A 26,056-nucleotide genomic window follows, 5' to 3' on the forward strand; every position below is an offset into this window, starting at 1 on the left:
CTGTATTACCTATTTGGTAATACAGCTTTTTATTATATAGATTCAATAATTTTATTTTTTAATGTGAAAGTTATGTTGGTACCAACACCTTTTTCACTGTCTATTATCATTTTACCACCGTGTAGTTTTACAATTTCATTACTTATGGCAAGTCCAAGTCCACTACCTGATTTATTGAAATCTTCTTGGAAGAACTTATCTAAAACTTTAGTTAAGTTTTCTTTATTAATACCAACCCCATTATCAGTAACAGTAAATGTGGTAAATTCTTCTCCTTGTGATACAACTACAACAACATATCCACCTTCTGCAGTAAACTTAATAGCATTTTGGACCAAGTTAATTAAAACTTGTCTAAGTCTATTTTTATCACCTTGGATATCCAAAATTTCATCTGTTTTAAATTCTGTAAGAAGCGTAATATTTTTTTCATTTGCCTTAACAGCCAACTGAGTTACTACACCTTTTGCCAGTTTAGTTACATCTACCATATCAATTTGAAGTCTTATTCTATCTGAAGATAAACGAGAAAAATCTAGCAAATCTTCTACTAAAGATATCATTCTTTCTGTTTCATCTTGTATTATTCCAAGACCCAAATCTAGCTCTTCTTTTCCAATCCCTTCGTAGGCCAAAGTTTCACTCCATCCTTTTATGGATGTTAACGGAGTTCTAAGCTCATGAGATACAGAAGATATAAATTCTTCTTTTAGTTTTCTACTTTTATCAATTTCCACAGCCATATGCTCAAATGTTTGAACAAGATCTGCTATTTCATCATCATGCAGTTGCTCTTTTTTCAATTTGATATTGTAATTTCCTTGAGCCAATTCATTTGCAAATTGTTTTAAGTTTTTAAGTGGTTTAATTAAAGATTCTGCAAATCTCAAACTAAGTAAAAATGCAATAAGCAAAATAATTACACCTGCAATAATGAAGAAGAAAACAAGTTTAATTATGGTATTATCAATTTTTCTTAAAGACAAGCTATACCTAACAACACCTTCTATTTGGTTATTAACTTTAAGCGGTACAGATATACTCATAACATGTTCATTTGTTCCTACAATATTATATGTATAAGGCGTTAAGTTACTGCTTCCTTTTAATGCCTTATTTACATCTTCATATTCATACTTTTCATTAGTTTTTATTCCATACTTATCTAATATTACATTTTTATTTTTATCTATAAATTCAATAGAAAAATTTGTATTACTATTTACTTTTCCCTTTTCAAAAATATTAGAAACTTTATTTTCAAAACTAGTGGACTCCATTCCTACACCATCGTATATGTCCGTAGTATAGTTTGCTTGAGAAATCAAAGATTGTTTAGCTGAGTTGTAATAATAGTTTTGAAGATAAAACATAAATAGCCCTTCAAATAATGCTACTGTTATAATTATCATTATAAAATAATACTTTATGACTCTTTTTCTCAGACCTTCTAAATGTAGCACCTATTATTCATCCTTTCTAAAACAATATCCATAACCCCAAACTGTTTGGATGTACTTAGGTTTTGATGGATCATCTTCTATTTTATTTCTAATTCTTCTAATGTTAACATCTACTATTTTAAAATCGTATAAGTAATTACTTCCCCATACCTCATTTAATATTTGATCTCTACTTAATGATTTTTTAGCATTTACCATTAAGTATTTTACTATAGAAAATTCTGTAGGTGTTAATTCTATTTCTAATCCATTTTTATATAATTTTCTTTTATCTATGTTTAATACAAAAGGATCAGATATTATTTCATTACTCTTAAGCTTACTATCGTCTTTTTTAACTCTTCTTATAAGAGCTGATACCCTTACTAACAATTCTTTTATGCTAAATGGTTTTACAATATAATCATCAGCCCCAGATATAAATCCTTCTAATTTGTCTTCTTCTTGACCTTTTGCAGTTAACATTATAACTCCAATTTGATCAAATTGTTGTCTTATAAATTTACATACATCTATTCCACTCATATCTGGTAACATCACATCAAGTAAGGCTATTGATATGTCTGAGTGATTTGAAAGTTGCTCAATAGCTTCTGACCCACTTCCAGCTTCAATTATTTCATACCCTTCTCTTTTTAAATTTATACTTACAAAACTTCTTATACCTATTTCATCTTCTAAGACTAATATTTTTTCCTTCATTTTTTAATAATTCCTCCCAAAATTTCTATTTCTATTCATAAATTATAGAAAAATATTCCTTCATATTTTCTAATGTTAAGTCATATTTTTTAAAATTATCTTTATTCTTAACTACTAGTTGATAATAGTTATTATCTGTCTCAGCCAAGATACTATCCATTTTAGGACTTGCCTTAGTATCCTCAACTAAGTTTTTGGCAGATATACCTATTTCGAACAATTCTAAAGGCTCTTTACTACTCTTGTCATAGTAATAGAAAATATAATATGGTGTTTCCCCTTCTATGCTCTTTTGAATATATAGTTTATTTGCAAGATTGTCAGGTACTAAAAATTTAAAATTATTCTTATAGTTATAATAAACTTGGCTTATAAATATTGTATCTGCGTCTTTACCAGTTTTATTATTCCACTTTCTCCAACTCACAAGAGCCGATGGCTTACTATTTGATGCAAAATTTTCAATCATGTTATTATTTAGTACTGGTATGTCTAAAATTCCATCACGATTTTCATCTCTTACAGGCACATAGTAAGAATTAAATATAAGATTGTCATCATTAAATACTTTTTTAAGTTTATTATCTTTCATAAATAATATTTGAGTTGCATAACCATTTTCTTTTTTTAATGTAGGCATGCTTAGAATTACACCTTTTTTATTATTGTAGACTTTGCCTATTACTAAGTACAAATCATTTAAGTTTTTCACATTAGGTATTTTAATGGCATCAGTTGTAAATAATTCATTATCATTTGAGTAATTTAACATTGTTGTATACATTTCGCCACTACTACTATCGTAGTTCATCATTAAAATATCTAGTTTTAAGTCATTGTCTATAAACCCTACTTTTATTTTCATCTGAGTATATTTTTTATAATCATCTAACCAAGTTGGTTTTATTTTAGAAATCCTAGTGACTTTATTGTCTTTTATACTATATACATTCATAGTGGTTACTGACTTGTTGTTTATAAGTAATATAACTTCATCACTTCCATCATTGTTTAAGTCATAGAAGCTTGCGTACTCTATTTCCTCACCTTCTTCAAGGTAACTATCTTCTAATGTATATCCTTTATCATTTTTAGAAATAAGTACAAAACCAACCTTATTTATTTTCAAATTTACATCTTGTCTTTTTTGAAATGCAATTATATTTGAGTCTACTTCATTTATTTGCCCAACCTCACCTGAGTTATCCGGTAAGACTAACGTGGTTCCATCTAGGGATTTGTTTATAAAGGTGTATAATTCGTTATTTCCTTTATCGTAAATAATATTATCATCAAGTAGGTTTTCAGGTAAATCACTACTTGTATCACAGCCTGTTGTCATTATACACATAACAAATACTAAGGCTGCTATTTTTAGTAACTTCATATATTCCCTCCTATTTATATTTGTCAGCAAAGAAGTTCTTAAAATTATTTATCCTTTTTTCTTCTTGTTTTATTTTTTCTTCACATAAACCAGACCTTCCTAGTCTATCAGCCAGCGAAAGTAAGCTTATTTCTTCATAATCAGAATCATTAATTATTTCTTTTTCTTTAAAATATGGTAGCTTTTTATCGTAGAATAGTGGTTGCATGTGGTACTTTACTAAAATACATACCTCATTAATAAATTTTTCATCTTCTGTTACTTGATGCAAAAATTGTCTAGATAGTATTTCTCCTTGTAAATCATGTCCATAAGCAGTTATTTTATTTTTTCTTTTTTTTGTAGTTGTTAATTTACCTAAATCATGCAATAATGCAGACCACATAAATACTCTTTTATTTTTAGATTTTTCTTTCAAATCACTAGCTTTATCAATTACTAATAAAGTATGGTTTAACACATTTCCTTCAGGATGATGAGTTAAGTTTTGTTCTATATCTTCCAAGTTTTTAATTTTAATAAATGGTTTTTGTTCAAACGCTCCTTCATCAATTAACTTTCTAATTTCCACTGATGGTTTATCACTACTTTGCAATATATCATCCACTTTTAAAAATAGTTCTTTACAAGTCATAATAATCACTCTTTCTATTTTATTATACATGAAATTTTTCAAAATAAAAGATTACTTCCTTAAGTAAATCTTATTATATTCTATCATAAGATTGTTCTTTTATTTATATTTTCTTTTTTTCTTAAGATTTCTTATTATTATCTATTATGTATTTATACAAAAAAAATATAAAGCTAAATCTAAAGATATATAATAAAATAAAAATATACCTTTAAGATTCAGCTTTTATAGTATTTTATTTAGTTTTTAGGAAATTTATCGTCTGACCAAATTATATCTTCAAATTTATGTTCACTTAATTCATCTTCATCAACTTCTATATGAGTATTTTCGTCAATAGGATTTTCATATTCCTTCATATTTCTAAAAATGTTGCCTTCTACAATTTCCTCTTCATCATTTTTAACTTCTTCTACTTCAATAGTTTCTAAGGATTTTGTTTTTATATCATCTTCTTTTCTTGACTTTTTAGATGATTTTTTACCTTTGTCTTCTTTCGTAGGCTTACTATCTTTTTTCGATGTCTTCTTATTTGTTTTGTTTGATTTGTTTTTGCTATCTTCACTTGGTTGTTTCTTAGAATTCTTTTTGGATGATTTATTTGATTCTTTTTTCGTTTTTTTAGATTTTGTTGATTTTGATGATTTGCTATCTTTAGGTTGAGCTTCAACTTCTGTTTTATCTTTTTTACTTTCCACATCTATAATTTCTTTTGGCTCATCATTATCACTTTTATGTTTTTTATTTGAAGTTTTTCCTTTTTTATTTTCATCTTCATTAGAAGTAGATTTTTTCTTAGCTCCTAAATTAAGTTTAATTGCTTTCTTTCTCTTTCTTGTTGGTTCTTCTTGTACAATATCTTCATTATTTGATTTATTTTCATCTACTAAATCATTTAATATTACTTCATTATAATCTTCTACATATGAAGAGTTTTTCTTATTATTTCTTGGTTCTTTGTGTTTTGCATTTCTTCTCAGGTTATTTTTTGTATTAAACAAGTTTACACCCCCTTAAACTTACTTATTATAATATATATTCAGTTTAAGGGAATATATTTAACTTTTTAAGAATTATTTATTATTTTTAGGTGGTCTTGGTCCTATATACTGATATAAATTACTCTTTAACATACCATTATATAACTTTCTTCTTCTACTTGCTTCTTCTCCAAACTCATTTTCAAAGTCTTCGTAAGAAGTAATTAAGTAATATGACCAATTTTTAAGCTTTCTAAATGTATATCCCAGTTGTTTATAAAGCATTTTAACTGTATCTGCATCTTCTAGTCTTTCTCCGTAAGGCGGATTTGTTACTATAAATCCGTATTCTTCATCACTAGTAAACTCAGTAGCATCGCCATAGTTAAATTCTATATAATCTGCAACACCGGCTATTTCTGCATTTTCTCTAGCTATTTCTAAAGCTTCTTCGTCAATATCGTAACCATATATTTTAAACTCTATATTTTCATCTACTTTGGCATAGGCTTCTCGTCTTACATCCCACCAAATTTTTTTGTCCATAGTTCTCCATGACTCAGAAATAAACTCTCTATTCATACCTGGTGCCATATTTATTCCCTTCATAGCAGCTTCTATTAAAAGAGTTCCTGAGCCACACATTGGATCAACTAAAGTTCTTCCTGGTCTCCATGGAACAAGTTCCATTATGGCAGCAGCTAAAGTTTCTCTAATTGGTGCCTTATTAGCTCTTTCTCTATATCCTCTTTTATGAAGAGCAGTTCCTGATGTATCTATTGTTAATGTTACTTTGTCCTTGTGTATAAATACAAATATAGGATATTTTTCTTTATCTTCTTTTAATAATCCTGTTTCTAAATAGCTTTTCTTTAAACTTTCAACTATAGCTTTTTTTACTATAGATTGTATATCTGGTGTTGAATATAGCTTTGATTTTATTGAAGATGCCTTTGAAATAGGAAACTGTGCACCAAAAGGTATATACTTGGACCAGTTTATTCTCTTTGTTCCTTCAAATAGTTCGTCAAAGCTTTTAGCTTCAAATTCCGCTACTTTAAGATGAACTCTTTCTGCACATCTTAAGTAAATATTTGATTTAGCAATACCTGCTTCATCAGTTTTATATGTAACCCTTCCATCTTCTGTTTTAATTATTTCATAACCTAAATTTTGTATTTCTCTGTTTAACATTTTTTCCACACCAAAAAAACATGGTGCTACTAAAGTATATTCTTTTTTCATCTGTTCCTCCTGTTCTTAATTCATGCTTCCCATTTTGTAACCATTTAAATCTAAGGTAACGTATTTAAAACCTATTTCTTTAAACTTTAGATTTACTTTATTTATCATATCATCATCGTAAAATTTGCAAATTTCCTTTTTATCAACTTCTATTCTTGCAATATTGTCATGAACTCTTACTCTATACTGACTAAAATTATTATCTTGTAAAAAATTTTCCCCTTCTTCTATCATCCTAAGCTTTTCTTTAGTTATTTTATCCCCTACTGGTATTCTAGTAGCCAAGCAAGAAAAGGAAGGTTTTTTATATGTGGCAACATTTAATTCTTTTGATAAAATTCTAATTTCTTCTTTGCTTAATTTAGCATTTTTTAAAGGACTTATTATGTTTAATTCATCTAAGGCCTTTAATCCAGGTCTATAGTCATCTAAGTCACTTAAATTAGTTCCATCAAGTATATATTTAATATTATGTTCACTTGCTATTTCTTTTATTTTACTAAATACAAATTTCTTACAATGATAACATCTTAAAGGTCCATTTTCTATAAATTCTTGTGAGTCCAGATTATCAATGTTGCAAAGAACATGGTTAACCCCATATTCTTTCGCATAATTTACAGATTCTTCAATTTCTCTACTTGAATGCATCATAGCACTAATAGTAATAGCCATAACATTTTCCCCTAGTACATCCTTTGCAACTTTTAATAAAAAATTACTATCTACGCCTCCTGAATATGCTATTGCTACTTTTTTCATTTCTTTTAAATTATTAGTCAATAAATTTAATTTATCATTTAATATTTTATCCATATGTTTTATCCCACCCACTTGAAATAATTTATCTTCTCTAGTATATATAAAGATTTTTAATAAATCAAACTTTAAATTTTGCTTTGATTGGTCTTTTACTGTAATAAATAATTTACACTATAAACTTTTTCATTTTCTTTATATACTCTCGTAACTCTTCTATTAATCATGCATAAAACTTCATAATTAATAGTATCGTTCCTTTTTGCATTTTCTTCTGCACTAATCTCTCTTATATCATTATCTATAATTGTAACTTCATCACCTATTTCTATATTCATGTCTAAAGGGGCTTTAACCATACATTGGTCCATGCACACTCTTCCCACTACCTCTAATATTTCTCCTTTTATAGAAACCTTAGGATTACGTTGAATTCTATTAAATCCATCTGCATATCCTATCGAAATTGTAACTATCTTACTCTTTTCACTTGTTTTATAAATATGACCGTAACTAATGCCCACATTTTCATCTAGTATTTTGACATTAGTTACAGCTGATTTTAATTTTAGACATGGTTTTAACTCTATATCCCTATTTACTTCGTCTGATGGATAATATCCATATAATATGATACCTATTCTAACCATATTAAATAAATCTTTATTTAAATCAATTATTGCTGCACTATTTGCAACATGTTTTATTGGTATATTAATATTTAAATTAGTTAATTCCTCAATTACCTTTTCATATCTCTTTAACTGAATTAATGTAGTTGTTTTATCTTTTTCGTCTGCCTTTGCGAAATGAGTAAAAATACCTTCAATATATATATTTTTAAAATTATTTATCTCTTTAATATATTTTGTAGCTTCTTTAGCTAAAAATCCTAATCTACTCATTCCTGTATCAACCTTTATATGTACCTTAGCTCTTTTATTTAATTTTTTTCCTATTTCATCTATTTTTTTAGCATATTCCAAGTTGTATACTGTAATAGAGATATCTTTTTCTATTGCTTCTTTTATCATATGTATATCTGTGTATCCTAAACACAAAATAGGTAAATTAATATCATTATTTCTAAGTTCCAATCCTTCTTCTATTCTAGCCACTGCAAAAAAATCTATATTCTTATCTTCTAAGTATTTAGAAACCTTCACAGAACCACATCCATATGCATTTGCTTTTACAACACAACATATTTTCATATTTTCTTTCAAACTATTCTTTATTTCTTTTAAATTGTAGCCTATGCTATTTAGGTTAATTTCAGCCCATGTTCCTGATTTGATTATCATCTTTACCTCCTCAAATCTTTTGATATTATTTTATTATATAATTTCATATTTTTTTTTACAATAAATATAATATTTTTTAATCCAACAGTATTATATCTTATATAAAAATTTATTATTCTATCTATTTTTTAAAACAAAAATATTTTTTGATTTATTTAAATTTTCTTATATTTATATGGCATTTTACACTTTAAAATATAACAATTATACTTTCGAAAATTTTATCGAATTTTATATAAAAAAGTATTGTTATATTTAAAAGAAAATTATATAATGATACAGGATTATTTGAAGAAATGCTTTTCAAGTAAAAGCAAAATAATAAACTTACTTAAAAAATGAATATTGAAAGGAAAATGTAATAATGAGTCAAAAATTACAAAAAAACTTAGGACTTGCTGCTGCATTATCTACAGTTGTAGGTATGGTTATTGGTGGTGGAGTATTCTTTAAACCACAAGCGGTTTACACTTTAACAGGAGGGGCACCAGGGCTTGGAGTATTAGCTTGGTTTTTAGCTGGTATACTTACAATTACTGCTGGTTTAACTGCTGCTGAGGTTTCTGCTGCTATTCCTAGAACTGGTGGTATGATGGTTTACATTGAAGAAATTTATGGTAAAAAATTAGGAATGTTAACAGGTTGGATGCAATCAGCATTATTCTTCCCTGCTACAATTGCTGCATTAGCAGTTATGTTTGGTAACCAAACTTGTATATTACTTGGATTAAATGAAAGCATTGCTATCCCAATATCAATTGCTACGGTATTATTAATAAGTATATTAAACACATTTGGAAGTAAGACTTCTGGTATTATACAAACGGTTGCAACTATAGCAAAACTAGTTCCACTTGCTATAATAATAGTATTCGGTTTCATTAAAGGTGGTGGAGGTAATCCTATAGCTACTCCGCTAGTTGCTGAAGGTGTATCTCCTGCATCAGTAATAGGGCAAGTATTAATAGCTATATTATTTGCTTATGATGGATGGATTAATGTTGGTGCTATAGCTGGCGAAATGAAAAACCCGGGAAAAGATTTACCAAAAGCCATCGTTGGTGGTTTATCAGTAACTATGGCTGTTTATATTGTAATAAACATAGCTTATTTATGGGTATTACCAGCTGATCAAATAGCTCAATTTGCTAACCCAGCTTCTGCTGTTGCTCAAGTATTATTCGGAGAAATAGGTGGCAAAGTTGTTACTGCTGGTATATTAATTTCAGTATTTGGATGTATGAACGGATATTTATTAACTGGTCCAAGAGTTCTTTATACTTTAGGATCACAAAAATCATTACCAGGATACAAAATTGTTGGTGCTTTAAATAAAAATAATGTTCCTGCTAAAGCAACATTAATAATGGGTGTTTTATCATCATTATATGCATTATCTGGACAATTTAATTTATTAAGTGACTTATCAATGTTCGCTGTATGGTCATTCTATGTATTAACTTTCATAGGTGTTATAATCCTAAGAAAAAAACAACCAGATTTACACAGACCATATAAAGTTCCTATGTATCCATTTATACCAATGATAGCTATAGCTGGTGGATTATTTGTTGTATTAAATCAATTATTATTTGCTGGTATTACAAATACTATAATTTCACTTGGTGGAGTTTTAGTCACGCTAGCTGGTTTACCTCTTTACAACATAGCTCAAAAGCAAGTTGCTAAAGAAAATAACAGTAATGACTTAAATAAAGTTGCATAATAAAAATAAAAGAGCTTTCTTCATACTTATTGAAGAAGGTTTTTTTAATATAAGAAACAAACTTTAATTTTTCATAAATACATAAAAAATATCCTTTTACAAATATTAATATATAATTTAGGGAATTAAATCACCTACAATTAAATTTTAATATTTTACAAATTAACATTTTTTGTTGAATTTATAGTTTTCATTTAGAAAATATGTTTGAAAGGAAATTTAGATTATGAGTCAAAAATTACAAAAAAATTTAGGTCTTACTGCAGCTTTATCTACAGTTATTGGTATGGTTATTGGTGGTGGAGTATTTTTCAAACCCCAAGCAGTTTACGCTTTAACTGGTGGAGAGCCTGGACTTGGTATGATAGCTTGGGTAGTAGCTGGAGTTATAACAATAGCTGCTGGTCTTACTGCAGCAGAAATTTCTGCTGCAATTCCAAAAACAGGTGGCATGATGGTTTATATTGAAGAGGTTTATGGTAAGAAGCTTGGTGTTCTAACAGGTTGGATGCAATGCGCTTTATTTTTCCCTGCTACTGTAGCTGCACTGGCAGTTATGTTTGGTAATCAAAGTGCAACACTAATAGGAAACAAGAATTTAATAGTTCCCATAACCTTAGGTGTTATTTTGCTTATCAGTGTTTTAAATACTCTAAGTTCTAAGACAACGGGACTTATACAAATAATAGCTACAGTTTGTAAATTAATTCCTCTTGTTTTAATAATAATATTTGGTTTTATAAAAGGTAATGGAAATAACCCTATAACTTCTCCTTTAGTAGGCTCGGGTGTATCTACTGGATCTATTATAGGTCAGTTATTAATTGCCATATTATTTGCATATGATGGGTGGATTAACGTTGGTGCCATAGCAGGAGAAATGAAAAACCCTGGTAAAGATCTCCCAAAAGCTATCGTTGGTGGTTTAGCTTTTGTTATGGTTGTTTATATAATAATAAATGTTGCTTATTTATGGGTTTTGCCAGCAAGTGAGCTAGCACGCTTTGATTCACCAGCTTCTGCAGTAGCAGAAGTAATATTTGGACCTATTGGTGGAAAACTTATAACTACAGGTATTTTGATTTCTGTGTTTGGTTGTATTAATGGTTATTTATTAACTGCTCCTAGAGTTCTCTACACTTTAGGTCAACAAAAATCTATCCCAGGTTATAAATATTATGGTTCATTAAATAAAAGTGGTGTACCTGGAAATGCAACTATAATAATGGGTATTTTATCAGCTCTTTATGCTTTGTCTGGTCAATTTAACTTATTAACTGACTTATCAATGTTTGCAATTTGGTCTTTTTACGTATTAACATTTATAGGTGTAATTCTGCTTCGCCAAAGACAACCTGAATTAGATAGACCATATAAAGTTCCTTTATATCCGGTAATACCAATAATAGCTATTGCTGGAGGTTTATTTGTTGTCGTAAATCAATTATTATTTGCCGGCATGGAAAACACCCTAATATCTTTAGGAGGAGTAATTGTTACTTTAATAGGACTCCCTCTTTACTCTTTAGCGCAAAAACAAGTAAATAATGATGATAAAGCTGCTTAAATTAAAAACATAAAATAGCATGATAAATACATATTTATCATGCTATTTTACATTAGATCACTTCTTTTTTCTCATATAAAAACCTAGTAATAAAGTATGAAATAAGTAGTATTAATATTGTTAGTATTCCACTAAAAAGATTAACGTTTATTTCACTTAATTTGTTAAGTATTTTCATAACTGTTTGCATATCATCAACAGCTAAAGATGGTATCATCACAATAATCATAAATATAAATATCATTGCCATTCTACCCTTTTTCATTCCAAAATATAACAAAACCGGAATTAATACTGATATTAAAGTAACAGCACTTATTATGCCAATATATAAAATTATTTTATAATCAATTCCGCTTAAATCAACTAAATTTACTTTATTAGATATAAAAAATATGAAAGAACATAGTATACTAGCCCCAACAATAGTAAATATACAGAAAACATATCTAGAAATAACATATTCATTCTTTGTAACAGGTAAGTGAGAAATCATATAATCTATTCCATAGGAATCTTCATATGCCATAGTTTGATATGCTATAACATAAGTAATCATTCCCATTAGCATCGTTGAAAAGCTAGGATTAATTAAAGATGCAGCACCAAATGCAACCAATACAAATAAAGCCATTTTTTTTACTGAAAGAAAATTATTGAAGCTTAAATTCACTAAATTCATTACGTTTCTCATTACTTTTTCCCCCTTGTATAATAAGTTAATATGTCTTCCAAGTTAGGCTTGTCATAAACTGCCTCTTCACCAAATAGCTCATATGCTTTTTCTTTATTTTTTACTAATCCTTCGAATCCAAAGCTATTTTTATTAACTGATATAAATATATCTTTTGTTTCTTTTTGTAATAACTCATTATTTCCTTTTACTATAATATGATTTTGTAAAATGCTATCTTTATCATCAGCTAAGAAAATTCTTCCCTTATAAATGAATACTAAGTAATCTCCTATTTTATCTAAGTCACTAGTTATGTGAGTTGAGAAAAATACTGTAGCATTATCCTCATCTATTCTTTCTTGTAACATTTCTAGTACTTCATTTCTAACTAAAGGATCCAAATTAGCTGTAGGCTCATCCATTATAATTATTTTAGGACGATGGGATAAAGTCATTACTATTTCAAATTTTTTTTGTTGACCTTTAGATAGTTCTTTATAAATCTTATTTTCATCTAATTGAAATTCTTTCATATATCTATTATAAAGTTTTTCATCCCAGTTTTCATAAAATAAACAAAGAGATTTTTTTATCCTACTTAATTTTGATTCTTGTAAATATCCATTAAATTCACCCACATATCCTATATGCTCTTTTAAAGATAAATCATCCCCTTTATATTCTTGATTAAACAACTTAACACTTCCACCGTCTCTTTTTAACATATTAAGTATTAGTTTAATTGTAGTTGTTTTTCCAGATCCATTCGGACCAATAAATCCTGTAACAAAGCCTTCTGGTATTTTTAAATCTTCTATTGTTAAAGAAAAATTATCAAAATTTTTTCTTAAATTGTTAATTTCAATTGCATTCATTTTAAACCTCCTCATAAATACTTTTAATAATTTCCATAAAATCTTTTTCATTTATTCCCATTTTTTTTGCACTTAGAATTATTTCTTCTAACTTACTTTCCATCTCAAATATTGCTGCTTCTTTTAATCTTTCTGTGCTTTGACTACATACATAACTACCTTTGCCTGCAACGGTTTGTATATATCCTTCTTTTTCTAATTCTTCATAAGCCCTTTTTGTTGTAATTATACTTACCTTTAATTCTTTAGCCAAAGATCTTATGGATGGTAGCAATTCCTCACTATTTAAGTCTCCACTTAAAATCTGTGACTTAATTTGATTTTGAATTTGTTCATAAAGTGGAACTGCTGAAGAGTTACTTATAATTATATTCAACTACTATTGCCTCCTTTCATACATAAGATATGTATATAAGTGTTTATATCAGTTTATAACTGTATATATTTATTATATACATATAGTAACTGTTTTGTTATACCTTGTCAACTATAAAAAAATCTCCTTTGAAATTAATCAAAGGAGATTTCTAATTATAATAAGTTTTCTTTATATTCATTTTCTTTAAAACCAATTAAAACTTTTTTATTATCTACTAATAAAGGTCTTTTTATAAGCTTTCCATCACTTACAAGTATATCAAGCATTTCATCTTCGCTTGCAGTCTTTAATACTTCTTTAAGTCCTAATTCTCTATATTTTACCCCACTTGTATTAAAGAATTTTTTTAATTCATATCCACTTTCTTCATAAATTTTTTTCATTTCTTCTTTTGTGGGTGGTGTATCTACTAAATCTATTTCTTCAAAGTTTATATTATTTTCCTTAAGCCAATTCTTGGCTTTTCTTGCTGTAGATCATTTCTTGTATCCATAAAGCTTCATATTATTATTCCTTTCTGTCATAAAAATTCCACGGCACCAATTCAACTTCTCCATAAGATCTTTCTTTTAATCTATTGGAGTACTCACCTTTATAGTTTATTAAATGTAGTGTAACCAATTCCACATATCTTATGGCAATTTGAATTATATTCCACATATCTTCCACATGAAGAGTTGCTCTATTTCTTTTTCTACTTGGATGAACTATTTTATTCCTAAAATAAGTAATTAAATCTACTCCATCTAAAAATTTACTTTGAATATATTCATCAAATAAATAAAGTTCTTCCTTTCCTGTAGGAATTTTACAATTATTAAGCAACATTCTAATATTTGTGGATGATAAATTTTCATCAAACTCTTCATCACTTAAAATCTTTTGTTGCTCAACTAAAACCACATAGGATAAAGTTTCAAGTGCAATTTGCATGGAAATAATATTGTTTTCAATTGTAGTATTACCCAATGTTTCTATGTACCAATCAATAACTTGTTTAATAGCATGTCCATAATATATATCATTTAATCTTTTACACATTAACGTCATATATTTTTCTATATTATGGTTATTAGCTATGGTATCCTTCCAATTAGGTACAAATCTAAAAGGGCTTACTATACATTCTCTACATAGTCTAAATATGTTATTGTTTAGCTCATACCCTTTAACTATGCATATATCAACATATCTTCCACACATAAAGCTAAGTGCCATAGATATGTTATCCAACACATCGTTTATATTATTGGTCTTAAATAAACTGTTGTCTTTCTTTTTCATTCTTCCGATGTGGGTAATTATAGTTCCAGATTTATCTTTTAGTTCACGATTTAGTTCCTTAGTAAAATCATATCTTTTATCAATGGTTACTTCTAAATCACCTATATTAAATTCCATCCTCCCAGCAAATAACTTATCTTCGTGCATTATGAGTTTGCCTGAATATCTATCAAGATTTACTATATAAAAATCTATACTATCTACGAAATAGTTCTTTGACTTAATATATCCATCATTAATGTAACCTTCTAAGAATAAATCACTGGATACTGTTACAGTTACGTTTATCGGTTTATAACCATAAACTTCTAATATAGCGTTATCATAATCTAGAGTTATATCTACATCATAATCTTTTCTTGATAAAACTTTTCCTTTAAAGTTTATAGACATGGGAGTGGTCATTTTATAAAATACTTTTCCGTAGCATTTATATTTTTTATTATATAAGTAAACACAAAATCTTCCTTCATGGATACTAATATCTTCGCTTACATCATAATCTAAATAATCTAAAGATATAGCATCTTTAAGTGATTTCATAACTACTCCACCTTTTCTAATATATTAAATTTTATTATATCATAATAAATATATTCATTGTTGATAAAATTCTATTATATACAAGAACAGATTAGAAATAACTCTAATCTGTTCTAGATACTTAGCATTTAGCTAAACATTCCTTTTTATTTTCCTCTGGCTCTTTAGCTTTGTAATCATTAATATCTATTTTAGTCATTTCATTTTTATTCATTGTATTAAATGCCTTTGATAACATTAATTTTATTCTATTTATTTGATTTACCTCACTTGCCGATGGGTCATAATCTATTGGAATTATATTTGCATCTTTATATCTTCTCTTTAATTCCTTAATAGATCCTTTTCCAATTATATGATTTGGTAAACATCCAAAAGGTTGCATACAGATAACATTTTTCACATCATCTTCTATAAGTTCTATCATTTCACCTGTTAATAACCATCCTTCTCCTGTTTGATTCCCAAGAGATACTACTTCAGAGGCTTTCTTTGCCAAATCTCTAATATCTTTTGGAGTGGAAAATCTTTTACTTTCTTTTAATGATTTCATATAAGTTTTTTGATAAAAGTTAGCAATTTTAATAAATACTTTAGCTCCTATTGTTGATTTCTTACTTCCTTCTAAATATTTACTTTTGAAAAGTGTATTTACAGACCAAGCAGTAAAGAAATTAATAAGTTCTGGCATTACCGCTTCTGCACCTTCTTTTTCCAATATATCTACAACATTATTATTTGCTGTTGGATGAAATTTAACCAAAATTTCACCTACTAATCCTACACGTGGTTTAGTGATATTTATTATTTCTAAGTTATCAAAGTCTTTTACTATATTTCTTATATTATTTTTAAACTCTGAAAATCTACCATTTTTTACAGATTCTTTGCATTTAATTACCCATTTATCATAAAGCTTATTAGTACTTCCCTTTATAGCTTCATAAGGCCTTACCCTGTATACTACCTTCATTAATAAATCTCCATAAATGGAACTCATAATAGTTCGGTGAATTAGTTTTAATGATATGTTATCCATTACACCATTATCCTCTATATTATTTACACTTAGTGATATAACTGGTATATCCTTAAAACCTGCCTCATATAATCCCTTTCTTAAGAAACCAATATAATTAGTTGCCCTACATCCTCCACCTGTTTGAGTAATAGCTACAGACGTATTATTTAAATCATATTCACCCGATTTTAAAGCCTTTATTAATTGACCTATTACAATTATCGCTGGATAACAAGCATCATTATGTACATATTTTAGCCCTTCTTCTATTACTTCTCTATTGGTATCTTGAAGTATTACTAAATTCCATCCACAAGAATTAAAAGCTTCTTGTAAAAATTGAAAATGTACAGGAGACATTTGAGGTGCAAGTAGAGTATGTTTCATATTAAGCTTTGTATTTTTAACATAAGGTATCTTCTTAATCTCTATATTTTCCGCTCTTATGTTATTTTCTTCTCTTTCTTTCATTGCAGCTTTTAAAGATCTAAGTCTTATTTTTGCTGCTCCCAAATTATTACCTTCATCTATTTTTATAACAGTATAAATTTTAGATTTTTCACTTAAAATCTCTTCAACTTGTTCTGTAGTTACTGCATCTAATCCACATCCAAAAGAGTTTAGCTGAACTAACTCTAAATTATCAAAATCTCTTACAAAAGATGCAGACTTATATAACCTTGAATGATATACCCATTGATCTACAACACGAAGAGGTCTATCCAAATTAGCAAGATGACAAATGCTATCTTCTGTAAGCACTGCCATATCTAAAGAGTTTATTAATTCAGGTATTCCATGATTAATTTCTGGATCTAAATGATAAGGTCTACCTGCTAAAACAATTCCTTTTAAGTTATTTTCATTTATATACTTTAGGGCATCTTCTCCTGCTTTTCTTACTTCATTTTTAAAATTATTCTCTTCTTTTGTTGCTTCGTCAACTGCATTAAATACCTCTGACTTTGTGATGCCACTAAAGTTATCTTTAATTACCTCATATAATCTATGCTTTAATCTTTCTTTATTATTTAGGCTTAAAAAAGGATTAATATATTTAATATTTTTTCTTCTTAAATCTTCCAAGTTATTTTTTATAACTTCAGAATAAGATATTACCACTGGGCAATTATAGTTATTATCTGCACTTTTATCTTCTTTGTATTCATGGGTAACAGCAGGATAAAAAATAGTTTTTATTCCTCTATCAATTAAACTTTGAATATGTCCATGAACCATTTTTCCTGGGTAACATACTGTTTCTGATGCTATTGAGTCTATACCTTTTTGGTATAATTGTTTTGATGATCTTTCTGATAACAACACTCTAAATCCTAGGGATGTGAAAAACGTATACCAAAATGGGTAATCTTCATACATATTTAGAACTCTAGGTATTCCAATTTCACCTCTTTTTGCTTCTTCCTTGCTTAATGATTTATAATATTTAAATAACCTATCGTACTTAAACTTAAATAAATTAATCGGATTTTCTTTATGTTTTTTTACACTTTTATCTCCATTTAAAAAAGCTCCATTTTCACACCTATTTCCAGATATAAAAACTTCATCTTCAGAAAATTTATTTATAGTAAGTAAACACTTGTTAGAACAACCCTTACACCTTTTGACTGTAGTATCTAGTTTAATATTATTTAGGCCATTATAATCTAACAATTGACTTTCATAACCTTCTTTATACTGAGATTTTGCAATTAAAGCACAACCAAAAGCTCCCATTAATCCAGCAATGTTGGGTCTAACAACTTCCCTACCTGTTAATTTTTCAAAAGCCCTAAGAACTAAGTCATTGTAAAAAGTTCCACCTTGAACAACTATATTATCGCCCAATCTACTAAAATCTCTTATTTTAATAACTTTAAATAAAGCATTTTTTATTACCGAATAAGAAAGTCCAGAAGAAATATCTGCTACTGTAGCTCCTTCTTTTTGTGCTTGTTTAACCTTGGAATTCATAAATACTGTACATCTAGATCCTAAGTCAACAGGTTTTTTTGAATTTATACCTACTCTGGCAAAATCTTCTATACTCATAGATAAAGATTTTGCAAAAGTTTCTAAAAATGAGCCACACCCTGAAGAACAAGCTTCATTTAATATTATGCTGTCAATTACTCCATTTTTTATTTCTAGACATTTCATATCTTGACCACCAATATCTAAAATAAAATCCACATCTTTATTAAAATATTTTGCAGCTTTATAGTGGGCTATGGTTTCTATTTCTCCATAATCAACTTTTAATGCCTTTTTAAGTAATGCTTCACCATATCCTGTCACACAAGAAGAAAGAATTTTCATATCCTTAGGCAAGCTCTTGTATATGTCTTTTAAAACTCTTATTGAAGTTTCTAAAGGACTTCCTTCATTGCTACTATAATAAGAATATACTAAATTTCCATCTTCATCTATTAATGTAGCCTTTGTAGTAGTTGAGCCTGCATCAATACCTAAATATACATTGCCTTTAACTTTATTAATATTTACTTTTTCAACTGAGTTTTTTTCATGTTTATGTGTGAATTCCTCATACTCATTAAAATCTTTAAACAAAGGTTCTAAACCCTTATTCCCGCTAATATCAATATTATTAATTTCATCTAATCTATCTAATAAATCATGTAATATTAAAAAATCTTCATTTTTTGATAGTATACTGGCACCCATAGCTATATATAGTTGAGCATCTTCTGGAAAAATCACATCTTCATCTTTAAGTTTTAACACATTTTGAAATGCTTTTCTAAGATGAGATAAAAAGTATAATGGTCCTCCTAAAAAAGCAACCTTACCTTCTATTTTTCTTCCACAAGATAAAACACTTACTGTTTGAACTACAACAGCATTAAAAATACTCATAGCTATATCTGATTTTTTTGCACCATCATTTATAAGTGGCTGTATATCTGTTTTAGCAAATACACCACATCTTGAAGCAATTGGATAAATAACATTATAATCCTTTGCCATTTCATTTAAACCTTTTGCATCTGTTTTTAGAAGCGTAGCCATTTGGTCTATAAAAGCTCCTGTTCCACCAGCGCATATTCCATTCATTCTTTGATCAATACCACCACTTAAATACGTTATTTTGGCATCTTCTCCACCTAGTTCTATTACTACATCTGTTTCTGGGTGAAATGTTTCTATTGCCTTTGTAGATGAAATAACCTCTTGAATAAATTTTAAATTTAAATAATTTGATATGTCTATTCCTCCAGATCCTGTTACTACCACGGATACGCAAATATCCCCTAATTTATCATAAACATTTTGTAGTATTTCTTTAACAGCTTTTTTAACATCTGAAAAATGTCTTCTATATTCCTTATAAATAGGCATATCATCATATAAAATCACAGTTTTTACTGTTGTTGATCCTACATCTATTCCCATATTGTATGTCTTTATCATAACTATCCCCCCATGACATATAAATCCTGCTCATATTTCATGTATACTAAAATTTTTATTACGATTCTATAGTATAAATTATAAGGCAACACTGTACATACTTAATAATGTTAATTAAATTTTAATATAATATCAATATAATATTTAGAATTCATATTATAAAATTGAAAATATTTAATTTTAACCCTTATATATATTCTAACTCTTAAATGCTTTATTGTAATGCATATTTAAAATTCTACTTGAAAGAACTTTTACCTTTATTACCTTCTGTTTTGTGTCTTTGAATTTATTTAAATATACCTTACTAATTAATTATGATTAAGAAGCATATAAATATGAAGGAAATTGAAAAGAACTAAAAAAGAACAATGATAATTAACTTTATCATTGCTCTTTTTATTAGTTTATATTATTAATTGTTTTTTGCATCTATATTATTAAAAGTTTTCTTATAGAATACTCCAAATATTATTACAGTACTTATTATCGCTATAATATCTGCTATTGGTTCTGCTAATAAAACAGCCGTTAGACCGTCTTCAATAAACATAGGTAAAATAAATATTAGCGGAACTAACAATACAATTTTTCTAAGCATTGCAATAATCAGAGATGTCTTTGCTTGACCTAAAGCTAAGAAAGTTTGTTGACAAGCTATTTGAGCTCCAAATAAACACATACCTACAAAATATATTCTCATTGCCCACGATGTTATCTCAACAAGTTCTGGTTTATTATTAAATATACTTACGAAAAATTCTGGGAATATCATTATTAACGATACCATAAGTGCCGAATATGATACACATATTATAAATAATAATTTAAATGCATTTTTAACTCTGTCCATTTCTTTTGCCCCAAAGTTATAACTAATTATAGGCTGAGCTCCTTGAGTAAGTCCCATCAAAGGCATCATTATTACTTGCATTATACTACTCATTATTGTCATAGCACCTACAGCTAAGTCTCCGCCATATTTTAATAATTGATTATTTAAACTCACTAGTACTAAAGACTCTGTAGCTTGCATTATAAATGGTGCTACACCTAAAGCCACTATTGAAAGTGCTAATTTTTTATTAAGTTTTAAATATTTTTTTCTAATTTTAAGAATACTCTTTTTGCCAAATAAAAACTTTAATACAAATATAGCAGATATACCTTGTGATATTATAGTTGCTAAAGCGGCGCCTTTAACACCCATACCAAATCCAAATATTAAGATTGGATCTAAAACTATATTTATAACAGCGCCTATAATAACAGTAAACATACCTATTTTTGTAAATCCTTGAGTATTTATAAATAAATTCATTCCCAAAGATATTTGTACAAATATAGTTCCTATTAAATATATAGATAAATAATCTAAACCATACGCTATTGTAGCATTACTCGCTCCAAATGCCCAAAGTATAGGTTCTTTGAATACAAGGAATAGTATTGTTAAAATAATACCCCCAGATATAAGCATGGAGAAACAGTTACTCATTATTTCTTCTGCTTTATCATTATCTTGTTTTCCCATTTCAATAGCACTTAGTGGTGCACCTCCAGCTGCAAATAACATTGCAAAGGCTGATACCAATAGTATTATTGGCATGGCAACACCAACACCTGCCATCGCTATATCACCGTTAGCCATCCTACCTATAAATATTCTATCAATAACGTTATATAATAGATTTACTAATTGACCTATTATAGTTGGGACAGCCAATGTAAAAAGTAATTTACTAATACTTCCCTTTCCTAAATCAATACTTTTATTACTCATAATATTGCTCCTTATTTTTATTACATATTCTTTATCATATTGCTATAATATAGTATAGAGTAACCCGACAGTCAATAGGAGGTTAAGAAAAAATGAAAATGAATTTAAAAAAATTAACTACTGGAGAGTTTGCAAAGATTTGTAATGTTACAAAACACACATTATATCATTACAATGAAGTAGGAATACTTAAACCAGACTCTTGTGATGAGAATGGCTACAGAATGTATACCTATGATCAACTAAATCTTTTTTACTTTATTACTGTTATGAAAGAAATGAATATGTCCTTAAATGAGATCAATTTATTTTTAAATAATAGAACACCAGAAAAAGTAAAAAGTTTATTTGAAAATAGAATTAAAGAATTAGATGAAGAAATAATTAGAATTAGAGAGTTACAAGATATGTTAAAGTCAAGAATAGAAAAAATAGATTATGCTTCTTCCGTAGATAGTGAAGAAATAAAAGTAGAGTATAAAAAAGAAGAAAAATTATTCCTAAGCAAGTCCTTAAAAAACGATGTGGATAAAAACTTACTCTATATGGTAAAAAATAACTTTAATCAGTTTATTAACAATTATAGTTTAAAAGATTCTTTGTCAACTTTAATAAGTATTGAAAAAATAAATGACAGTTTTAATTTCACACCAGAAAATTTTTTATTCGAAAGTGAAGGCGAAATACCTGCATCAAGATTATTTATAAAAAAATCCGGTAAGTATTTGGTTACATATCACAAGGGCTCTTACTATAATATAGAATCTACTTATGATAAAATGATTACGTATATATATGATAACAATTTAAAAATGGGTCATTATTCCTATGTTAAAAATTTAATAGATGGACTTACTACACCTAGTAAAAATATGCATCTATTAAAAATATCTATAGAATTATCTGAATAAAATCAGTATTTATTATTTCAATAGAATGCTAGATATGGATGAAATAGAAAGTATAACTATTTGTAATGAAGTCATAAAATCAAATAAATCAAAAATAGCCTTGAATTTTTCTCAATCTAAGGCTATTTTTGATTACACAAATTTATAAAATTCCTTGATCTTTATAGCTTTGTAAACTTTTTATAATATAACTTAAAGTCCAGAAATCTCTATCAACTTTTTCTCTCAAGATTCCTAAACCTTCTATAAGTCTTTTTTCTCTAAACTTTTCTAGTAGTATCATTACACTTATTGTATTGATATTTCCATCTTTTGTATCAAGAGTTCTTGATTTTTTCACACACTTATTTTCCATAGCTTTTTCTATAGCTTTTTTTAAATCATCACTTATTTCTAATTCTGGCATTTCGTTATATATTTTTACTTCATCTTCTTTGTAATTAAGATTTTTTACTTTGCTTAAATCAGAATTTACAAATATAACATTTTTAAAAGTTGCTCCAGAAAAATCAACGCTTTCTAATTTTGAACCTTCAAATATAGTGTCTTCAAATTTAGCTTTTGTAAATTTACTTCCTTTTAAATTACTTCCTACAAACTCTGAAGACTTAAATGTACACCCATAAAAGTTGCAAGATTTAAAATGAGCCCCTCTTAAACTTGTGAAGTTGAAGTTTGATTTTGAAAAATCACAATTGTAGCAATTGCTTCTTTTTAAATCTTGATACATAAAATTCTTATTCATTTTCGATGTTTTGTTATACTTAAGAGATGTATCTAATTTTTTATTGTTATTCATATTTCCTCCATAAAAAAACTCTTATACCAAAAGATATAAGAGTTTTATATTTGTATATTGGTTGCGGAGATAGGACTTGAACCTATGACCTTTGGGTTATGAGCCCAACGAGCTGCCAACTGCTCCACTCCGCGTCATTATTTCCTGTTCTATTATTAGAATAACATAATAAACACAATATAACAACCCTATTTATTATGTACAAAACTTTTTATTTATTAAATCATAGATACCTACCTTAATAAGTATGAACATAAAGTAGATATTTTATAACCATTATTTTGTATATATCTTGCTTAATATTAAATTTTTAAGTTTTTTCAAAAAAAGCTTGCAATATTTGTCGAATTTTGTTATTATAAATAGGCAGTTATTTCCCCAATAACTGATTACTCCCCAAATAAAATATATTCCCTAATAAACCCCTTTTTATAATATATTTTAGAATCCTTACTTGATCGGTTAAAGTAAGGATTTTTTTATTTTCAATATTTTTATAAAAAAAAGACACCTGTATACAGATATCTTTTTCATTTTACTTAATTATTACTTTCTAAAACTTTCATTTTATTAGCAATAAAATCAGCTAAGTCTACTGTTCTTGAAGAGTATCCCCACTCATTATCATACCATGAAACAACTTTAAACATTCTACTTCCCATTGCCATAGTTGATAACCCATCAATTATTGATGAACGTGCATCTCCTCTATAATCTATTGAAACTAATGGTTCTTCGCTATATCCTAAAATTCCCTTCATTTCATTTTCTGATGCTTTTTTAAATGCTGCATTTATTTCTTCAACAGTGGCATCTTTTTTTAATACACAAACTAAGTCTACAAGTGAAACAGTTGGTGTTGGAACTCTTACAGCAAATCCATTTAATTTTCCTTTTAATTGTGGTAAAACTTTGGCAACTGCTTTTGCAGCTCCTGTTGTCGTAGGTATCATTGATTCTCCAGCAGCTCTTGCTCTTCTTAAATCCTTATGTGTTTTGTCTAAAATTCTTTGGTCATTTGTGTAGGCATGTATAGTAGTCATTAGTCCTTCTTCTATTCCAAATTCTTGGTCTAATACTTTTGCAAATGGTGCTAAACAGTTAGTTGTACAAGAAGCATTTGATATTATATTATGAATATTTTCATCATATTCATTTTCATTTACACCCATAACAATAGTCTTGTCTTCATTTTTTCCAGGTGCACTTATTATAACTTTTTTTGCTCCAGCTTGAATGTGCTTCATACAATCTTCTCTTTTTACAAACTTACCTGTAGATTCTATTACTAAGTCTACTCCTAATTTTTTCCATGGAATTTGACTTGGATCACCATATCTAAGTATTTTTACCTCATTATTATTTATAAGAATTGTTTCTTCATCTTTAACTTCTACATCACCTTTAAATATTCCATAACAAGAATCATATTTAAATAAATGTGCTAAAGTATCTGCTTCTGCTCTTGCATTTATAGCTACTATTTCGAAGCTATCTTTTGGCATTTCCTCTACTATTCTAAGCACATTTCTACCTATTCTTCCAAAACCGTTAATTCCTACTTTTATTTTCAAGTCTATTCCTCCCACATATCATTTATAATTATTTAGAGTACACTATATATTTATTTTCATCTCTTTTTCTTTAGCTTTCTAAAGAAATATAAAATCATCATTAATATAATGTATATTAAATATGTTATTTTTCGATAAATAGTTTATTTAGTGTGTTATATTTACAATATATAGTGTACACTACATTTTTATAGTACACTATTTTATATACAATTTCAATATTTTTTTGATTATTTGTATACAATAAATATTACAAAATGTCATCATTTATAAAGATTCATAGTTTTTTATATTAATTCATATACTCTTTTAAGATAGTAATAGGAGTGATAAAAATGAAAATAACTCAAAATCAATATATAAATAGATCTAAGTCATCAAAAAATATGAATAACTCGGAAATACCATCAACGATTAATTACTCTTGTGATATTTCTAATGGATATATTCAAACTAAAAACTTATCATTATTTAATGGCGTTAGTGAAGAAATAGATTGTGGTGGAAATAGTACCTTTGATTGTGCTTATTTGTTATTATCTAACCCTAAAAAATCAAATGTAAATATTTATGTTAAAAATTCTGTAATTTCCAATTTATCATCAAGCCCTGTTATGTCTAAAATATATTACTGCGTGGAAGATGTCATTGGTAATTTAGAAAGTTCTAGTAATACAACTATAACAAATTCAAATTCTTGTGGTAGCATGCCTACTGGTAAAATATTTTTCGGTAATGATATTGAAAAAATTTATGGTATTTATGGTCAAAACTTAATTATACCTCCCTATAATACGCATATTTCCAATGAAAATGGTGGCGTGGTTATTTCTCCTGGATTTAGTTACTTATTTGAAATTAGTCCTGTTAAAGAAGAAATAACTTCAAACTTTGTCATGTCATTTTCATGGTGGGAAGAGCCCTTGTCCTCCTTCTTGGATTAATCAACTTTACAATTATATTATTAATCAAATAAAAAAACTCCTTTCTTTACAATAAAATCATTGTA

At 27.6% G+C, this 26,056-nt stretch carries 20 protein-coding genes, 1 tRNA gene and 1 pseudogene; 4 read left to right on the plus strand and 18 right to left on the minus strand.

Going from position 1 to position 26,056, the window contains the following annotated elements; translation table 11 throughout:
* Nucleotides 1–32 precede the first annotated feature (32 nt).
* The 8 genes from TEGL_RS12740 to alr form a co-directional block, all read right to left on the minus strand.
* Nucleotides 33–1,463, minus strand: a complete 1,431-nt coding sequence (locus TEGL_RS12740) for an ATP-binding protein (protein WP_018592568.1) — start codon at nucleotides 1,461–1,463, stop codon at nucleotides 33–35.
* Nucleotides 1,464–1,466: 3 nt separating this feature from the next.
* Nucleotides 1,467–2,165: a cell wall metabolism DNA-binding response regulator WalR gene (gene walR / locus TEGL_RS12745; protein WP_018592567.1), complete on the minus strand. Its 699-nt coding sequence runs from the start codon at nucleotides 2,163–2,165 to the stop codon at nucleotides 1,467–1,469.
* Between the two features lie 31 nt (nucleotides 2,166–2,196).
* Nucleotides 2,197–3,552 (minus strand): hypothetical protein, encoded by a 1,356-nt coding sequence (locus tag TEGL_RS12750; protein ID WP_018592566.1) that lies wholly within the window; start codon nucleotides 3,550–3,552, stop codon nucleotides 2,197–2,199.
* 10 nt (nucleotides 3,553–3,562) lie between these two features.
* Complete coding sequence (locus tag TEGL_RS12755) at nucleotides 3,563–4,216, minus strand: HD domain-containing protein (RefSeq protein ID WP_018592565.1); 654 nt, start codon at nucleotides 4,214–4,216, stop codon at nucleotides 3,563–3,565.
* Nucleotides 4,217–4,425: 209 nt separating this feature from the next.
* Nucleotides 4,426–5,187 carry a hypothetical protein gene (locus TEGL_RS12760; RefSeq protein ID WP_018592564.1) on the minus strand — a complete coding sequence of 254 codons (762 nt, stop codon included), beginning with the start codon at nucleotides 5,185–5,187 and terminating at the stop codon, nucleotides 4,426–4,428.
* Nucleotides 5,188–5,259: 72 nt separating this feature from the next.
* Nucleotides 5,260–6,411, minus strand: a complete 1,152-nt coding sequence (locus TEGL_RS12765; RefSeq protein WP_018592563.1) for a THUMP domain-containing class I SAM-dependent RNA methyltransferase — start codon at nucleotides 6,409–6,411, stop codon at nucleotides 5,260–5,262.
* 15 nt (nucleotides 6,412–6,426) lie between these two features.
* Nucleotides 6,427–7,227: an ATP-dependent sacrificial sulfur transferase LarE gene (gene larE, locus TEGL_RS12770; RefSeq protein ID WP_018592562.1), complete on the minus strand. Its 801-nt coding sequence runs from the start codon at nucleotides 7,225–7,227 to the stop codon at nucleotides 6,427–6,429.
* Between the two features lie 95 nt (nucleotides 7,228–7,322).
* Complete coding sequence (gene alr, locus TEGL_RS12775; protein WP_018592561.1) at nucleotides 7,323–8,474, minus strand: alanine racemase; 1,152 nt, start codon at nucleotides 8,472–8,474, stop codon at nucleotides 7,323–7,325.
* 364 nt (nucleotides 8,475–8,838) lie between these two features.
* On the opposite strand from alr, the gene TEGL_RS12780 reads away from it, so the two are divergent.
* Together TEGL_RS12780 and TEGL_RS12785 are read left to right on the plus strand one after the other, a co-directional pair.
* Nucleotides 8,839–10,200, plus strand: a complete 1,362-nt coding sequence (locus TEGL_RS12780; RefSeq protein ID WP_018592560.1) for an APC family permease — start codon at nucleotides 8,839–8,841, stop codon at nucleotides 10,198–10,200.
* Nucleotides 10,201–10,426: 226 nt separating this feature from the next.
* Complete coding sequence (locus TEGL_RS12785; protein WP_018592559.1) at nucleotides 10,427–11,767, plus strand: amino acid permease; 1,341 nt, start codon at nucleotides 10,427–10,429, stop codon at nucleotides 11,765–11,767.
* A gap of 52 nt (nucleotides 11,768–11,819) precedes the next feature.
* Here the strand turns inward: TEGL_RS12785 and TEGL_RS12790 are convergent, their stop codons facing one another.
* The 7 genes and pseudogenes from TEGL_RS12790 to TEGL_RS12820 all read right to left on the minus strand — a co-directional run bounded on the left by TEGL_RS12790 (nucleotide 11,820) and on the right by TEGL_RS12820 (nucleotide 21,763).
* Nucleotides 11,820–12,461, minus strand: coding sequence for an ABC-2 transporter permease (locus tag TEGL_RS12790; protein ID WP_018592558.1), 642 nt, complete (start codon nucleotides 12,459–12,461; stop codon nucleotides 11,820–11,822).
* Nucleotides 12,461–13,318, minus strand: coding sequence for an ABC transporter ATP-binding protein (locus TEGL_RS12795; protein ID WP_018592557.1), 858 nt, complete (start codon nucleotides 13,316–13,318; stop codon nucleotides 12,461–12,463). The genes TEGL_RS12790 and TEGL_RS12795 overlap by 1 nt, the downstream gene beginning before the upstream one ends.
* A gap of 1 nt (nucleotide 13,319) precedes the next feature.
* Nucleotides 13,320–13,694, minus strand: coding sequence for a GntR family transcriptional regulator (locus TEGL_RS12800; protein ID WP_018592556.1), 375 nt, complete (start codon nucleotides 13,692–13,694; stop codon nucleotides 13,320–13,322).
* 155 nt (nucleotides 13,695–13,849) lie between these two features.
* Nucleotides 13,850–14,161: pseudogene (locus tag TEGL_RS12805) on the minus strand (Spx/MgsR family RNA polymerase-binding regulatory protein); the annotation flags it as partial.
* Between the two features lie 43 nt (nucleotides 14,162–14,204).
* Nucleotides 14,205–15,524, minus strand: a complete 1,320-nt coding sequence (locus TEGL_RS12810) for a hypothetical protein (RefSeq protein WP_018592554.1) — start codon at nucleotides 15,522–15,524, stop codon at nucleotides 14,205–14,207.
* Between the two features lie 121 nt (nucleotides 15,525–15,645).
* A complete protein-coding gene (locus tag TEGL_RS12815; RefSeq protein WP_018592553.1) occupies nucleotides 15,646–19,980 on the minus strand; it encodes a 2-hydroxyacyl-CoA dehydratase in 4,335 nt (1,444 codons plus the stop codon).
* A gap of 415 nt (nucleotides 19,981–20,395) precedes the next feature.
* A complete protein-coding gene (locus tag TEGL_RS12820; RefSeq protein WP_018592552.1) occupies nucleotides 20,396–21,763 on the minus strand; it encodes an MATE family efflux transporter in 1,368 nt (455 codons plus the stop codon).
* Between the two features lie 92 nt (nucleotides 21,764–21,855).
* Between TEGL_RS12820 and TEGL_RS12825 the strand changes: the two genes are divergently transcribed.
* Nucleotides 21,856–22,674 (plus strand): MerR family transcriptional regulator, encoded by an 819-nt coding sequence (locus TEGL_RS12825; RefSeq protein WP_018592551.1) that lies wholly within the window; start codon nucleotides 21,856–21,858, stop codon nucleotides 22,672–22,674.
* Between the two features lie 142 nt (nucleotides 22,675–22,816).
* Here the strand turns inward: TEGL_RS12825 and TEGL_RS12830 are convergent, their stop codons facing one another.
* The 3 genes from TEGL_RS12830 to gap form a co-directional block, all read right to left on the minus strand.
* The gene (locus tag TEGL_RS12830) at nucleotides 22,817–23,473 is read right to left on the minus strand and encodes a pentapeptide repeat-containing protein (protein WP_018592549.1); all 657 of its coding nucleotides are present in this window, start codon (nucleotides 23,471–23,473) and stop codon (nucleotides 22,817–22,819) included.
* Between the two features lie 58 nt (nucleotides 23,474–23,531).
* Nucleotides 23,532–23,607 (minus strand) — tRNA-Met (locus TEGL_RS12835).
* A 405-nt stretch (nucleotides 23,608–24,012) separates the two neighbouring features.
* Nucleotides 24,013–25,047: a type I glyceraldehyde-3-phosphate dehydrogenase gene (gap, locus tag TEGL_RS12840; RefSeq protein ID WP_018592548.1), complete on the minus strand. Its 1,035-nt coding sequence runs from the start codon at nucleotides 25,045–25,047 to the stop codon at nucleotides 24,013–24,015.
* A 335-nt stretch (nucleotides 25,048–25,382) separates the two neighbouring features.
* On the opposite strand from gap, the gene TEGL_RS12845 reads away from it, so the two are divergent.
* Nucleotides 25,383–25,991: a DUF6143 family protein gene (locus TEGL_RS12845; RefSeq protein ID WP_018592547.1), complete on the plus strand. Its 609-nt coding sequence runs from the start codon at nucleotides 25,383–25,385 to the stop codon at nucleotides 25,989–25,991.
* Nucleotides 25,992–26,056 lie beyond the last annotated feature (65 nt).

This window comes from Terrisporobacter glycolicus ATCC 14880 = DSM 1288 (genome assembly GCF_036812735.1).
GTDB classification, from domain to species: Bacteria; Bacillota; Clostridia; order Peptostreptococcales; family Peptostreptococcaceae; genus Terrisporobacter; species Terrisporobacter glycolicus.

Coding starts and splice junctions, on each gene's coding strand:
- TEGL_RS12755 (WP_018592565.1), bottom strand. CDS start 4,216: ATGTATAATAAAATAGAAAGAGTGATTATTATGACTTGTAAAGAACTA.
- TEGL_RS12785 (WP_018592559.1), top strand. CDS start 10,427: ATGAGTCAAAAATTACAAAAAAATTTAGGTCTTACTGCAGCTTTATCT.
- TEGL_RS12790 (WP_018592558.1), bottom strand. CDS start 12,461: ATGAGAAACGTAATGAATTTAGTGAATTTAAGCTTCAATAATTTTCTT.
- TEGL_RS12845 (WP_018592547.1), top strand. CDS start 25,383: ATGAAAATAACTCAAAATCAATATATAAATAGATCTAAGTCATCAAAA.
- TEGL_RS12810 (WP_018592554.1), bottom strand. CDS start 15,524: ATGAAATCACTTAAAGATGCTATATCTTTAGATTATTTAGATTATGAT.
- walR (WP_018592567.1), bottom strand. CDS start 2,165: ATGAAGGAAAAAATATTAGTCTTAGAAGATGAAATAGGTATAAGAAGT.
- larE (WP_018592562.1), bottom strand. CDS start 7,227: ATGGATAAAATATTAAATGATAAATTAAATTTATTGACTAATAATTTA.
- TEGL_RS12815 (WP_018592553.1), bottom strand. CDS start 19,980: ATGATAAAGACATACAATATGGGAATAGATGTAGGATCAACAACAGTA.
- TEGL_RS12820 (WP_018592552.1), bottom strand. CDS start 21,763: ATGAGTAATAAAAGTATTGATTTAGGAAAGGGAAGTATTAGTAAATTA.
- TEGL_RS12765 (WP_018592563.1), bottom strand. CDS start 6,411: ATGAAAAAAGAATATACTTTAGTAGCACCATGTTTTTTTGGTGTGGAA.
- TEGL_RS12780 (WP_018592560.1), top strand. CDS start 8,839: ATGAGTCAAAAATTACAAAAAAACTTAGGACTTGCTGCTGCATTATCT.
- TEGL_RS12825 (WP_018592551.1), top strand. CDS start 21,856: ATGAAAATGAATTTAAAAAAATTAACTACTGGAGAGTTTGCAAAGATT.
- TEGL_RS12830 (WP_018592549.1), bottom strand. CDS start 23,473: ATGAATAACAATAAAAAATTAGATACATCTCTTAAGTATAACAAAACA.
- TEGL_RS12750 (WP_018592566.1), bottom strand. CDS start 3,552: ATGAAGTTACTAAAAATAGCAGCCTTAGTATTTGTTATGTGTATAATG.
- TEGL_RS12795 (WP_018592557.1), bottom strand. CDS start 13,318: ATGAATGCAATTGAAATTAACAATTTAAGAAAAAATTTTGATAATTTT.
- alr (WP_018592561.1), bottom strand. CDS start 8,474: ATGATAATCAAATCAGGAACATGGGCTGAAATTAACCTAAATAGCATA.